Annotated in this window: 14 protein-coding genes and 1 pseudogene; 6 read left to right on the forward strand and 9 right to left on the reverse strand. The window is 57.9% G+C overall.

The genetic code is table 11. From position 1 onward, the window contains the following. Nucleotides 1-455 precede the first annotated feature (455 nt). Both HV670_RS27930 and HV670_RS27935 read right to left on the reverse strand, forming a co-directional pair. Entirely contained in the window at nucleotides 456-839 is a 384-nt protein-coding gene (locus HV670_RS27930; protein WP_175108221.1) for a hypothetical protein, read from the reverse strand. Between the two features lie 259 nt (nucleotides 840-1,098). After that, nucleotides 1,099-1,623 (reverse strand): hypothetical protein, encoded by a 525-nt coding sequence (locus HV670_RS27935; protein ID WP_246258042.1) that lies wholly within the window; start codon nucleotides 1,621-1,623, stop codon nucleotides 1,099-1,101. On the opposite strand from HV670_RS27935, the gene HV670_RS27940 reads away from it, so the two are divergent. The 3 genes from HV670_RS27940 (at nucleotide 1,622) to HV670_RS27950 (ending at nucleotide 3,783) form a co-directional block, all read left to right on the forward strand. Continuing rightward, nucleotides 1,622-1,759 carry a hypothetical protein gene (locus HV670_RS27940; protein ID WP_175108210.1) on the forward strand — a complete coding sequence of 46 codons (138 nt, stop codon included), beginning with the start codon at nucleotides 1,622-1,624 and terminating at the stop codon, nucleotides 1,757-1,759. The two genes, HV670_RS27935 and HV670_RS27940, sit on opposite strands and share 2 nt — an antisense overlap. Before the next feature lie 362 nt (nucleotides 1,760-2,121). Continuing rightward, entirely contained in the window at nucleotides 2,122-3,036 is a 915-nt protein-coding gene (locus HV670_RS27945; RefSeq protein ID WP_175108211.1) for an MBL fold metallo-hydrolase, read from the forward strand. Nucleotides 3,037-3,117: 81 nt separating this feature from the next. Continuing rightward, nucleotides 3,118-3,783, forward strand: coding sequence for a nitroreductase (locus HV670_RS27950; protein WP_175108212.1), 666 nt, complete (start codon nucleotides 3,118-3,120; stop codon nucleotides 3,781-3,783). Nucleotides 3,784-4,012: 229 nt separating this feature from the next. Here HV670_RS27950 and HV670_RS27955 read toward each other — a convergent pair whose 3' ends face one another. From HV670_RS27955 to HV670_RS27965, 3 genes are all read right to left on the reverse strand, one after another. Then, entirely contained in the window at nucleotides 4,013-4,582 is a 570-nt protein-coding gene (locus HV670_RS27955; RefSeq protein ID WP_246258043.1) for a DsbA family protein, read from the reverse strand. A gap of 601 nt (nucleotides 4,583-5,183) precedes the next feature. Further along, on the reverse strand, nucleotides 5,184-5,597 hold the full coding sequence (locus tag HV670_RS27960) for a DUF2252 family protein (RefSeq protein WP_343054508.1): 414 nt from the start codon (nucleotides 5,595-5,597) through the stop codon (nucleotides 5,184-5,186). Next, the gene (locus tag HV670_RS27965) at nucleotides 5,594-6,397 is read right to left on the reverse strand and encodes a hypothetical protein (RefSeq protein ID WP_175108214.1); all 804 of its coding nucleotides are present in this window, start codon (nucleotides 6,395-6,397) and stop codon (nucleotides 5,594-5,596) included. The genes HV670_RS27960 and HV670_RS27965 overlap by 4 nt, the downstream gene beginning before the upstream one ends. A gap of 445 nt (nucleotides 6,398-6,842) precedes the next feature. On the opposite strand from HV670_RS27965, the gene HV670_RS27970 reads away from it, so the two are divergent. The 3 genes from HV670_RS27970 (at nucleotide 6,843) to HV670_RS27980 (ending at nucleotide 9,045) form a co-directional block, all read left to right on the forward strand. Next, nucleotides 6,843-7,640 carry a DNA-binding transcriptional response regulator gene (locus tag HV670_RS27970; protein ID WP_217478541.1) on the forward strand — a complete coding sequence of 266 codons (798 nt, stop codon included), beginning with the start codon at nucleotides 6,843-6,845 and terminating at the stop codon, nucleotides 7,638-7,640. Between the two features lie 3 nt (nucleotides 7,641-7,643). Then, nucleotides 7,644-8,252 carry a hypothetical protein gene (locus tag HV670_RS27975; RefSeq protein ID WP_175108216.1) on the forward strand — a complete coding sequence of 203 codons (609 nt, stop codon included), beginning with the start codon at nucleotides 7,644-7,646 and terminating at the stop codon, nucleotides 8,250-8,252. A gap of 124 nt (nucleotides 8,253-8,376) precedes the next feature. Next, on the forward strand, nucleotides 8,377-9,045 hold the full coding sequence (locus tag HV670_RS27980; RefSeq protein ID WP_175108217.1) for a hypothetical protein: 669 nt from the start codon (nucleotides 8,377-8,379) through the stop codon (nucleotides 9,043-9,045). A 1,078-nt stretch (nucleotides 9,046-10,123) separates the two neighbouring features. Here the strand turns inward: HV670_RS27980 and HV670_RS27985 are convergent. From HV670_RS27985 to HV670_RS28000, 4 genes and pseudogenes are all read right to left on the reverse strand, one after another. Beyond that, nucleotides 10,124-10,465 (reverse strand): annotated as a pseudogene (locus HV670_RS27985) (site-specific integrase); the annotation flags it as partial. A gap of 161 nt (nucleotides 10,466-10,626) precedes the next feature. Further along, nucleotides 10,627-11,328: a hypothetical protein gene (locus HV670_RS27990; protein ID WP_175108218.1), complete on the reverse strand. Its 702-nt coding sequence runs from the start codon at nucleotides 11,326-11,328 to the stop codon at nucleotides 10,627-10,629. A 308-nt stretch (nucleotides 11,329-11,636) separates the two neighbouring features. Then, nucleotides 11,637-11,822 (reverse strand): anthrone oxygenase family protein, encoded by a 186-nt coding sequence (locus HV670_RS32465; RefSeq protein ID WP_175108219.1) that lies wholly within the window; start codon nucleotides 11,820-11,822, stop codon nucleotides 11,637-11,639. A gap of 132 nt (nucleotides 11,823-11,954) precedes the next feature. Beyond that, nucleotides 11,955-12,527, reverse strand: coding sequence for a DUF6680 family protein (locus HV670_RS28000; RefSeq protein ID WP_175108220.1), 573 nt, complete (start codon nucleotides 12,525-12,527; stop codon nucleotides 11,955-11,957). Nucleotides 12,528-12,718 lie beyond the last annotated feature (191 nt).

The raw sequence follows: 12,718 nt of genomic DNA on the forward strand, positions 1-12,718 counted from the left end.
CCGAGAGTAAACGCGAGTTCGCGCCGGTTTACAACCCTTTGTGACCAGATTTCTTCAAGCTCCGACTACACATAGTCGATGCCCGCCTTCACTTCTGTATAACGAGATGCCTTAAATGGCGACGGTGCCGCACACGAACGTCAATGCTCGGCCTGTTCGGCGGCAGTCGGCCGTCTTACGCTCTCTTTTCCTAATCGCCAATCGCGATAATCTGGTTCAACTGTTCACACGCAGCCGAAAAAACGTCGTCCGGCACGCGCTTCCAGGGATGGGCCTTTGCCCCCCGAGCCCGCCAGTCAAATGATTTGGGTTGATGCCCAAGGACGTAGCTTGTGGCGTTCTTCGGACCCTGAAACTTGCGCCGGCTATCCGCTGGCCACCTGTGGAAACGACCTTCTGTAGCCGACCCAAAGCCGGGCGTTGACTCGCCATCGTCAACGCTCTTCATTTCCCGCTTAGTTGGCCGGCTTGGACGCATTACAGTCGCCGCCAGCGGAACCGATATTCTTCAGCGTAAGCGTAAGCCTGCTTCCTTTGGTTGCCGTGATGATCTGTCCGTAGCTGACAGTCGGGATAAACTGAATATCTGGCGCAACTGCCACCGGAGGATTCTTTGTTCCGTCCACGGTCAGATCAAGCTCCACTGTGATCGAGTCAATAGCGACGCCGAAGTCCTGCTTCCGTGCCGCAATATTCTTCCTGGCACTGCAAAGGCCCTCCAAAACCTGCTCCAAAGCGGTCGAAATATCGACTGACTTACCGGGCGGAATCGGAGGCGTGTTACAGCCGATGAGCAGAAATGGCAAGATAAACAGGGGAAGGGAGAGGTGGGCACGCATCAAGATACCCTCGTGGGCCGCATGAGACTGCCACTATTCACCCGTCTCGCGTCCAGTACTGTTCGCTGGCGTACAGACACCATAGGAGGCTGAACGCGAACTGCGGGTCTCAGTGCGACCCCATAGCAGCCAGTTTCAAACTGGCCCAACTCGACGGCCGTGGTACGAAGATGGTTACCCGTCGAGCGCGGTGGCTGTAGCCTTATCGTTTGCCATTGATTTTGGGCAACGACGTGAGCCGCGCGTATGAAACCATGCGCTAACGGTGCATCCCGCCGCCTCCGTGAAAACCGCCTCCTCCATGGAAGCCGCCCCCTCCGTGAGAACCGCCTCCTCGATGGAAGCCGCCCCCTCCATGAAAGCCGCCGCGGAAGTCGGCGCGCGGTCCGAAGTGGACATGATCCATATGATGGAAGTGATGAAAACGATCGACGAAGACGAACGACGCGCCGAATCCGAACGCTACTGGCGGCCCATAAAACCACGGGTCGTAATATGGATAGTACGGATACGAGGGCGGCGGGTAAGCGTCTCCCATATCGACGCCCGTATCCTGCTGCTGGATCTGCCAGGTGCCGTCGGGCTGTTTGCACGCAAGGCCCGATACGTTCTGCGTGGCGCCGTCAATATCCGCCGTGGCGTTGACCATGCGGCACGTGGGCGACACGGACGATGGGGTTGTCGTGTCGTTCAGCGGATCAGCCGGGGCGGGCTGCGACGCTACCGGCGTCGTGCACGCGACACAGCTGCAAAACACCATTCCGAGTCCAGGAAAGTTGCGCATGAATTCGACCTGCTCGACGGTCCGGTGCGACGACGCGGACCGCCGCGTCGACACCGTGAAGACCCCATCGGTTCGCCTCGCAGAGCGCATTGCCGGAGCATGTGAAGATATGCACGAGGACGCGGACCTGCTGTAGATAAAACGCGTCGCCGGCTGACGCTATTCCGCTTGCTGGCCTCCAGATGCGGCATCGGCTTGTTACGCCGTGTTTCCTGTCAGATAAGGTGTTGCCGGTTTTCCTGTGTAAAAGACGCGGGTCTTTGCCTACACTTCGTCTCACTCGCTGGGTGATGTCGCCCGTGTTCGGCCACCAGCGTGCGCGCCATCGCACCGGCATTTCCCGGCGCTTTTCCTTTGTGCGTTATCTGCCTCGCCACGGTGGGAGTCGCGTGGCCAAGGCCGTGCTTATCAGCGCCGGATGGGTGACAAGATAGCCCGTGTGCCGTCAAAGACGGCGCACTTATGCGATTGTTTGACCAGCAGCGCAAGGAGACAATCATGAGCTTGGGCAACACCTCACACCCCGGTAGATCGGGGTCCGAAGAGTTGGTTCCGTCGCGCTACGCGCTGCGGGTCGGCGAGATTGAAGTGCTGGTGGTCAGCGATGGGGTGCTATCGCTGCCAGGCGCGATGTTGGGCCACAACGCTGACCCGGCCGTCCGCACGGCCTGGCTGAACGACATGTTCCTGCCGCCGGACGTGCTCGAGTGGGCACTGAACGTGGTCGTGGTACGTAGCGGCGGCCGGACCATACTCATCGACGCTGGGATGGGGGCGGAGTTCCCGGACTTGCCGCGGGCCGGGCGGACGGTCCCGCGACTGGAGGCCGCCGGTATCGATCTCGCATCCGTGACCGACGTGGTGCTCACCCACATGCACATGGACCACGTTGGCGGGCTGCTTGTCGACGGAGTGAGGGAGCGGCTGCGTCCGGACCTGCGCATCCACGTGGCGGCCGCCGAAACCAGGTTCTGGGAGTCGCCCGATTTCTCCCACGTCTCCATGCCGCCTGGGTTCCCGGACGCGCTTCGGCGAACGGCCAAGCGGTTCTTGCACGAGTACCAGAGCCAGTTGCGGACGTTCGAGGAGAAGCAAGAGGTGGCGCCCGGGGTGCTCGTCACTCGCACTGGCGGCCACACTCCCGGGCACAGCGTGGTCCGCCTGGCATCCGGCAGCGACCAACTGACGTTCGCTGGTGACGCCGTGTTCCAGGTCGGGTTCGAGCACCCCGACTGGTACAACGGCTTCGAACACGACCCCGAGGAGGCGGCCCGCGTCCGGGTCCGTCTTTTGCGAGAGCTGGCGGCGAACCGCGAGTGGCTGGTGGCCACTCACCTGCCGTTCCCGTCCGTCTGCCATGTGGCGGTCGACGGCGACGTCTTTCGTTGGGTACCGGGCCCCTGGGACTACTGACCGCTTGTCGGGTTAGGGTCGAACTAGACGAGCGCATGGGTTTGAACGAAACGGATGGCCGGCGGTAGGGAGGCGATCGTCATGGACGTATATGAGGCAGTCACAAGCCGACGGGCGGTGCGCGGATTTAAAAACGAGCCTGTGTCGAGGGTGGTGCTGGAGCGCGTGCTGTCCGCCGCGGCTTGGTCGCCGTCCGGATCGAACATCCAGCCGTGGAACGTCTACGTGCTGACCGGCGCGCCGCTGGCCGAGCTCAAGACGCGCGCCGTCGAGCGCGTGTGCCACGGCGAACCCTGGGACGAGCGGCAGTACGAGATGTACCCGCCCGCGATGAAGTCCCCATACGGGGAGCGCCGATCCGCCTTCGGCAAGGAGCGCTACAGCGCGCTCGGCATTGTGCGCGAGGACTGGGAGGCGCGCCAGCGGGCGGCCATCGGCAACTGGAACTGTTTCAGCGCGCCCGCCGCCCTGTTCTGCTACATCGACCGCGACCTGGGCCGGCCCCAATGGGCCGACGTCGGCATGTATCTGCAGACCGTCATGCTGCTGCTCCGCGCCGAGGGGCTGCACAGTTGCCCACAGATGGCGTGGTCGCAGGTTCGCGAGACGGTCGCGGAGGTCCTGTCGCCCTCGGACGGACTCATCCTCTTCTGCGGCATGTCGATCGGGTACGAGGACCCCACGGTGAGTTACGCTCGTACGGGCCGCGCCCCGCTCGACGAGACGGTCACGTTCGTCGGGGGTTAGTTACTTGCGGGGGGGAACAAGGGGCCCCTTCCATGCAGATGTAGGGGCTCCGCTTCGGATCGATCCGGCATTTCAATCGGCGCGTCATGGGCGGCATGCAGGGCGTCCCCACGCCGTGTTGCTTTTCGGCCGCAACCCTCCGATCAACCATTGCCACCGAAGCATAGGTTGCAAACAGAAATGCCGTTTGCCGTCGCCCTCGTGATGTAATCGCTTTAAGAGTCCGCGCTCAACGCAGGCGCGCGGCCCAGACCGACACATCGTCGCCGCTGCTCAGATTCGTATCGACTAGTCCGTCGATCATAAATGTCGGCGAGGTGTGAATGCCATTCTGGCGCGCATACTTCGCGTGCCATTTGATCTCCCGGTCGAGGTCCGGAATCGCGAAAGCCTCGCGCAATCCGACGCCGCTGTAACGCTCGAGCTTCGCAATGATGTCGTTCGGCGTGGCGTCCATATTGGGGCCGGCGCAGTGCCGGGCGAACTCGAACTCTTCCCGGTGCGCCGCAATGGCGGCCATCACCGATTTCGCTGTTTCCTTGCCGCCGGGCAGCGTTGAGGCGGCAAGGATGCAACGGACGACCACGCCTGAATACATATGCCACGATTGCGATTGCAGGTGGACCTTCACCGTGACTCGATCTGCATCCGCCTCCTGCAGGAAGGCGTCCAGCTTGCCGAATGCCTTCACCGAATACGGACACGTCGGCTCAAGAAATATCTCGAATACGCGTGGCCCTTTTCCCCATATGAGAGGATCGGCTTTCCAGGAGGTTGTTGCCAGTTCGTTGTTGCTCATCTTGCGTTGTCCTCAAACGATGTCGTATCACTTCTATCGCCTTCACGAGAGCCCCTTCCAACAGCAAAGCGTCTCGTCGCGGCAGGCGAGTGTGCCATATCGTTACATGCCACGCATTGGTGCCAACAGGGTCACGCGATCGTGCTGAAGATTTCGCCCACTTTGCCGGCGCGCAGATCGTCCCACAATCCTTCGGATGCTCTGCCTGGACGGGATGTGGCCTGTCCGGCACGAAGAGCGGAGGCGCCGGTACTGAGGCGCTTTCATGTGAATATCCGGAAGGGCCTGTCGGCACTGCAACGGCCATTCGTCGAGCGGCGTCTGTCGGCCAGTGATCGGCCAAAGCTGCTATTCGGACCATCGCTATGTCGCATCATCGCGAACGGCCGCTATCGAGAAAGTCAAACGCCTCAAGCCGACCCGAAGCCGACGGTCGAGCCGTCAGAAGTTTAACGGCAGGTATGCGATGCGAGCAGTCGCTCGATACGGCCATTCAAGGCCAATAAATCGACCATTGCAGTCATCGGCGTCGTACTGCACGCCGCGATTCGCGATCAGCAACGCTCGGTCATACGCGGTCCGCCTAGGCCAGGGCCGTGCTTTAGGCATCCAGGACAGCTTTGATGCGACCTTTGCGCACCGCCGTCACAAAACCGCGGCAATCGGTCTCAGCCTGGTCCGCGTACGCGACGGCGAAGTCGCACATGGCGTCGTCGAATATCTCGCTTGAGCCCATGTAGCCCGCGATCATGGCGGAATCGCCCGAGCAGGCATGAGCGCGGGCGAGCGCCCAACCGCAGACACGGCCGTAGCCTCGCAAATCAGCGGCATCGAAGTCCTCGATGATGGCGTTGGTCTTCATGTCGCGCAGCTGGCGAACGTAGAAGTGTGCCCTGTTTTCACCCTCTCCCCAGCCCAGGAAGAAGTCGCTCGCCGCCTGCATCAGGCGCTGGCCGGCGTACCGAGATCTTCGCTCGCGGGGCCGACTGCGCGTTTCCCGGCCGACTTCGGTCAGGGGTTCGTATTGTCCGGCGTGGTGCTTTTGGCCGCAGCAAAGCGGCTTTGCACAGCGACGAGTTGGTCATCAGTGGTCGCTACCAGCCACAAACGTGCTTGCTCCACGATGTGGCGGTTGTGGTCCTTCAACGGGCCCATAGCGGCAGCAGCCTTCCAGACCACCGGGCCGATTCGGCTTTTCCTGCCCGAGGGCGCGCCCACCAACAGGCAGTAAGGTCCAAGAGGAAGCGATACGAACGGAAGGGCCGGACTAGCGCGCACGCGCCAGTCGATGAAGGGCGCCTCGCTGATGAGCAGCGGTATGGGCAAGCCGTAAAGCACACTGAAATCGTACAGCGCCAATTGCTCCCGTACGCGTGCGTAGATGCTCCGAATATCATCGACAACCGCCGCGCGGATTTCATCCTCGAACATGGGCTCCTGCGCATAACGTTTGAAGGCCTCCTGGGCGTCCTTCTGATATGCGCTGAACAGGCCGAGCTCCACGCAGTCCGCCACCGCGCGCTGGACCTCCACCACAGAGCCGGCTTCTTCCGGCTTGCCCAACTGCGCGGCCCTCAAAAACCGGCCAAGTCCCGCCTCCTGGATCGCAGGACCATCCACAGACGCATCGTCGTCACCATTCTTATCGAGCGGCACATAAATGTATTCTTCATCCGCGAAGTGCGACTTCTTGCCTTCGTCAAACTTGATTTCGCCATCGATGCAGTCCAAATAGCGAGTACCGATTCGACCATGCTCCCAAACCCAATTCTTCAGGAGCGGACGTAGTGGATGCAGCCTGTCGTGATTAGCCATTGAAATCTCCAAGTGCCCCAGTATAGTTTCAAGTGCTCGCTTGGCCGAACCCGGTCCGATGTCGAACTTCCGTACTCGACCCGTTGCTGCCCTCCGAAGAACGGCAGGAAACGTCGCATGTTGGCGTCGTTTCGGACGTTCGAACGGGTTTGTGACTTTCGCAACCGAGCAAATGAAAGGATGATTGTAGAAACGGTCTTGACAGGTCACGTTGCAAATCAAACCTCGACGACTACGGCTACGACACTACAGCCAAAGATGGAGTGGAAGCGCTCGCCGAAGTACGATGCCTGACGGGTGCTGTTGTCCTCCGCTGAATGCAACAGAGCGGCCATGCAGAATGCGGTCAGGAAGGGGGGCTATCCGGATGATGCCGAACGTCCCTGCCGCAACTTTACGGAACCGTTGTTATGGCTATTGCGGCCGGAGGCAATAAACATTTGCAGTGAGTCGGAGGGGCTACGATCGGACTTTTATTTGCCAGCAATCTAGAAAATCTCCTAGAGTGTATTTTGATTACGTCCTCAACCAGCAGCGTGTGCGGCCGAAATGCCACGCCGCGAAATGCAGTGAACGAGGAAATGCGATGGACCACCCCACGTACGACGTTCATATTACGGAGGCGGCGCACGAAGGTTTTCCGTGGCATGACTTTCTTCCGATTCTCCCAAGTCTAATATGGGTGACTATCGTTCTCGCCCTGTTGTTCTGGCTCGGAGACTGGGGGCTCAAGTCGTTTCTGTCGCGAGCGACGAAAATCGGCGTTGCGGGGCTCGAAATCGAATTAAGCGCCGGAATCACGGGAGCAGCCGCCGAACGACACATCGACGTTCCTGCGAAGGAACGAGACAGAATCGTCAGAAGGCTCGAAAACGCCAAGTCGTACTTTGAAAGGGCCCGGGTATTGTGGATCGATGACATCCCCGACGGCAATCAGAAAGAATTGCAGATTCTTGTTTCGCTCGGATCGATCGTGGATCTTGCGAGAGACGATGAAGTCGCTCGAGAAAAGCTGCAGACGGGCGTGTACGACATTGTACTTTCCGATATGGCACGCGGCGACAACCCAGACGCCGGGCTGGGCCTCATCGACGAAATTTGTGCGGCGGTGCTCACACCCAAGCTTATTTTCTACGTTGGCGACCCCAATCGAACGCGACCGACGCATGCGTTCGGTCTGACGACGAAGCCTGATGAGCTGTTTCACCTGATCGTCGACGCGCTCGAGCGGCGCCGGGGCTAGACCGTGATCATTCAAAAGTGCGTGAAGGGGATTGCGGGCGGCGGCGCTGCCGGGATAACCCGAGAGCAGGCCTTCGGTCTCGTTCGCCATTCGACCGGCATTTTTGCAAACCGCTGGCGCAATTTTGGCGGTTTCAAACCAGACGAAATCGCCAAAGAGCTCACCGACCACCAGCTTGACCGTCACCTCCACGACTACACGAGATTCGGCCCTATTTCCCCATTCATTTCGCTCGCGAGCGGGTCGGTCAAACGGAGCGCGCTGGTTCGTCGAAACCAGATCTATTCGGCGATCGATACAGCACTGCTCTTTGCGACGGATAACTGGACTCGTCCTGGGGCGCTCTTCTTTTGCTGGGTGCTGACTGGTGTAAATCTAGCGGTCGAGAATCATATAGTTGCCGAATCCGTACGCGATCTGCTGATCTATCGGCGCTGGTCGCGCTATCAACTCGAAGGCGAAGTCACGGCAAAAGTCTGGATTCCGGCGAATCAGATCGAACGTGTCGAGTGGTGGGATGGCTCGTCGAGCACAGTTAATCCACAGGTATCGTTCCCAGATGTTCACTACGTCGACCCAGCGCAACTCGGTAATATTCGGGAGCTTTTCTGATGGTAGCGTCTTTCGGTTTTGATCGCCTGTCCGAACGGTTGTCATTTCTTGAGTCGCGTGGACGCGCGCACCTTGACCGCGACAAGACTGGCCGGGGACATGAGTTTGCTGCGACATTGTCGCATTGCTGTTGGCAGACATGGAGCGCGCACGGAAGCTGCTAATCTTCGCGGGAAAGCTTTATCTTGAACTCGGTCTACTGAGTGGCGCGACTTTGCTTGCGCTTGCGGGTGGGAACGATGACCTCATAAGATTCGACACGCGGATGCAACAGCACTTCAACGCTGCACAGGACGATGCGGATGGCATTAGAGAGCCGCGTTTTCTGTATTTTCGCGAATCGTTACGGTCGCCCATTCAATTGCTGGCCGTCCTTCAGGCTCGCTTGCTGATGCGGCCCCTGGAGCCGTTCGGATGGGCTGTTCCGAATCCGTATGAGTCGCTACGTCCAGTGTCCGGTGGCATGGTTGGATCGACAGGCCTGACAATTGAAGGCTACCACCGAATCGCCGACACAATTGACCGCGGTAATGAAGATGGCGTCGAGCAAATAGCAGAAGGATTCAGGACATTGGTGCTCACCCGTCGTGAATACCTGGTTGCCGCGATGGCGGACGAGCATCATTGGCGGATGTTGCTGCATCCCGCAGAAGTAGTCGATCTGGACGCAGTCGTGCTGTTCAGCCTGGACCTGAGGCGCGCGGCGCACGACCGTATCTACCCCGATATACTAGACGAAGGGTTGGAAGCACTGCACGCGCCCTTTCGCATCGCTCAATGGCTCTTCGGATGAGGTCGGTCGGAAGCCGTCTTCTCGGGATACTGGTAGCTTCCTGACGGGAAACGTCCAAAACGTTGCCCATCGAACTTCTCCACAGGACTCTAGCTCCCATCGAGTAAGCCCCGGATGAAGGGCAAGTCTTGCTGAATGGCGCGCGCACCATTGTGTGGCATTCTGGTCGGTGGTGCCGGGTCGACCATTCGTCAGGGTCGTCCCGCGGCGTTGCCCTGGCAGGGAAGTACGATAGTTGAATCTTGTTGCGAACGTGTATGGCAACGAGCGATCGGCTCCGAGTGCACTTTCGCAAGGGTGGACCGTAGAACGCGCAGTTTGGGCCTCGTGCATAGGACGCAATTCATAAAGGCCTTTCCGTTCTTGCCGAAGGTGTAATCGAATCGTGGATGCCCCACGACCGTGGTTCAGTCTTTCTGCCCGTGCCGTCGCGTCCAGTGACCTAGATGCTTACCCTAAAATACTTCGATGCAATGCGGCTTACCGTTCCGGGCCTCACCTATGACCTGACGGATGTCAGGTAACGCGGTCGCGGACAAGGTAAAATCGCAATCTCGTCTCCTTCCCCTCATTTGGGGCGGCGGCTACAGCGCGTCGCAGCGTGCGCGCCGCACGGGAGGTTTTTTGGTTAGGTAGTGCAACACGCAATGACCACAATCCATAGCGATAAGGACGGTTTACCGCGCTCGCCGAACTGAGCGACTCAGCGGAGCTAGAATTCGACGAGTTGATCCTTAACTCAGCGATGTCGAGCGTATTCTTCGGAAAAACGAGTTTCTAAGCGAGTATGGTTATACGAATTTGTCCGATAGCAATCAGACGACGCTTCCGTATCGCTGTTTTGGGCTTGAGCATTCCCTGCAATTCTCGCGCTACCTTGGCGAGCATCTATCCGGAAAAGGCATCTCGGAGATGAGCGCGGGGCTCGGCAAACGCTTCCGACAAAGTATTTTCGAGATTTTTCAAAACTGTGCGACACATTCCCGTACTAAGTCGGACGTTTTTGTTTGCGGACAGTTTTACCACCACCTCAGCAAGCTCAAATTGACAATCTCGGATGGGGGGGTACCTGAGGCCGCGACAGTCTCGCTAACTTGATCCAGGCTTCCGCACTATCTCTGGTTAGCTCGGTGATTTCGAATTGGACCGGCCGTTGCGTCTTCTGCCGCATCACCGTTGCCCGTGACGCAACGCGCTGACCAAGGCAGATATCACGCACTCGCAGTTTGGTCAGATCGCACGCTCTCAGCTTGCTGTCGATGGCCAGGTTGAACATCGCAAGATCGCGCGTTCTTGCTGCCAGTTGCAGACGAATCCGGATCGCCCAGATTTCCTTCAGTTTCAGCGGCGGCTTCTGCCCCGTCAACTTGCCTTTATTCCAGGGCACACGCGCCGCGCTAACAACGGTAGTCGCATCCATGACGATCTCCTTTCAAGTGAAGGGAGTGCCAGTCTGCGCCGACCACCCGGGGGGCGATAACGGACCCAATGCGGAAGTTCGCCGCACGAAAGCAGACATTCAATCTCCAAAATCACTGGTCTCGCGCGACTCTTTGCGCAAGGTCTGTGCGCATTGCGCGGTTAGGCTTGTGCATTGCTTACGCCTAGCAATGTACGAAACTCACTCTCGACTGCGGACAACAAAGGCGTGGCTTTCTCGCCAGCTTGATTCCATACTTTCACGACGAGGGGATTAACGTAAGGCTGATTATCGTCATCTCGAATCGCAACGTTTTGATACATCACTGCAATGTATCCAGCAAGCGCGGCGAAGGAGTCAATCTGTTCGCAAACCTGTATGGAAAAGTAAATTTTCTTTTCGTTGTAGAAATGACAGAGGTCCTTGTATGCCTCTTGAAGCGCAGTGGCCTTGGCTTCCTCTGACTCGGACAGCGTATGAATACCCGGTTTGATTTCCCATGGCTGTGCCCGAACAGCTTCATACTTCATATAGTCCTCCGATCGGACCTCGCGGGCTCCGAGCTCTTGGGCCAATTTTAGTATTCCAGCATAGAGGCTGACGATACGCGAATAGAGTTCTGCGACTAATTCGGCCCTCTTCGCATGTAATGCAGCAAACTCAATGGCATTGCGCTGAGCCTCAAGCTGTAACGATGCTTTGAACGCTTCTATGCTCTTCTGCGAGGAGATTTCTAATTCAGACTTGAAGTGTTCGAGATCTTTGGATAGTAATGCAGTAAGTAACGCCTTGGATAGCCAAGCTATAGCAGCAACCAAGATAGCCATTCCACCCAATGTTCTAAGGATGTCTTCCCAGAGCATCAAAGTTCCTTTAAGAGCCTAATTTTAGTTAAACGGTAGATCGCCGATTAAATATACACTACACCCTCTATTGTCTATTATTTTTTAACTTGTACATTCCGTCGCCGCTCCGTGAATTTAGCGAAATTTTTCCCGCGAAATCCTTTGGCTGTAATTCTCATGACATAGGCAATGACTGCTTTCGGGCGCAACTTCGAAGTTCTGTTTGTGGCCGGTACGCGACGCCTGCGGCCCTGCGCCTGCCGAATCTATGCGGTTGGCATCACATCTTTAGGCACTCGCCAGGAAAATCAGCGATGCGGCAAGGCTCACACGCTGCGCACTGCGTGAAGTCGGCCCCACTTCTCAAGCAACGCCCGCGTTTCAGCCGACGCGAGATCGCGCCCGTGCGTCAATAGCTGCGCATTGGTGGGCTTTATGACGATTAAGGTGAACGGTACGACGCTCTGCACGCTATCGGGCATGCGAAGAGATTTTTGAGCAGAGATGCGCATCACCCTTTCTTTATCGGGCGATTGTAGGTCGAGCCAAGCACTCAGCCTTGACTTTCCGGAAGGCACACTTCTCAGATTGAGGGAAATGGCGTTTGCGCTGTTCGGCAACAGAAGTACCGTGGCCTCCTGGCTCTAAACCGTTTGCCGGCGGACACCGGTATCCGGCGCAGCTACTGCCTCGGGCGCAATCCGAATGGGGCGACGGCCGCCAAACACCTCAGCAGCACCGTCGAGCATCGCAAGTTGCTTCTCCTCAATCATTCCGTGTGCCATAGGAGCGTACGCCCCCTTCTTCAAGTGAACACGATCGAACGTAAATCGACGTTCCTTCGCGAGGTCGGCCAGGAGGTTAATGAACAGCTCTTCTCGACTGCCATAAAACGCCGCCTTTGCAGCCTCTTCGTTCGGTTCGGGAGTAGAAAGATGATCAAGATATTCCTTCCACGCGTCCAAAACGTCTTGCTCTTTCTTCGTTCGCATAGAATGCCCGATAAGGACACGACTGTAAAAAGTTAGATCGATCATATTCAGCGCGCCGACATGCTCATGCGAAAGTCGCGCGCCACGGGTGGCCATCAGCGTCTGAAGCAATCTCTGTTTGCGGTCGCTGATGTCCCTTCTTCGCTCAATCGATTTTTGAGCCTGGACGGCAAATATCGGCCCCGCGAACGTTGCAAATGCAATCACCCATTCCCCGCTCGTCATCTCTCAGGCCTCCATTTTTGTGTTAATCCTAGCATGTCCACCTCCACCTACGCCGAGCAGTGGTTGTCAACAACGCTATCGGCATCTCGTTATACACATCTTGACTGGCGAGTCTCGGTCGCGAAAAAGCGTGTTTACTTTCAATGACATAGAGCGGCGCTTGTAAACTGGCGGCGGATCGCGTTTACTCT

The organism is Pararobbsia alpina (genome assembly GCF_902859895.1).
In the GTDB taxonomy this organism is placed as follows: domain Bacteria; phylum Pseudomonadota; class Gammaproteobacteria; order Burkholderiales; family Burkholderiaceae; genus Pararobbsia; species Pararobbsia alpina.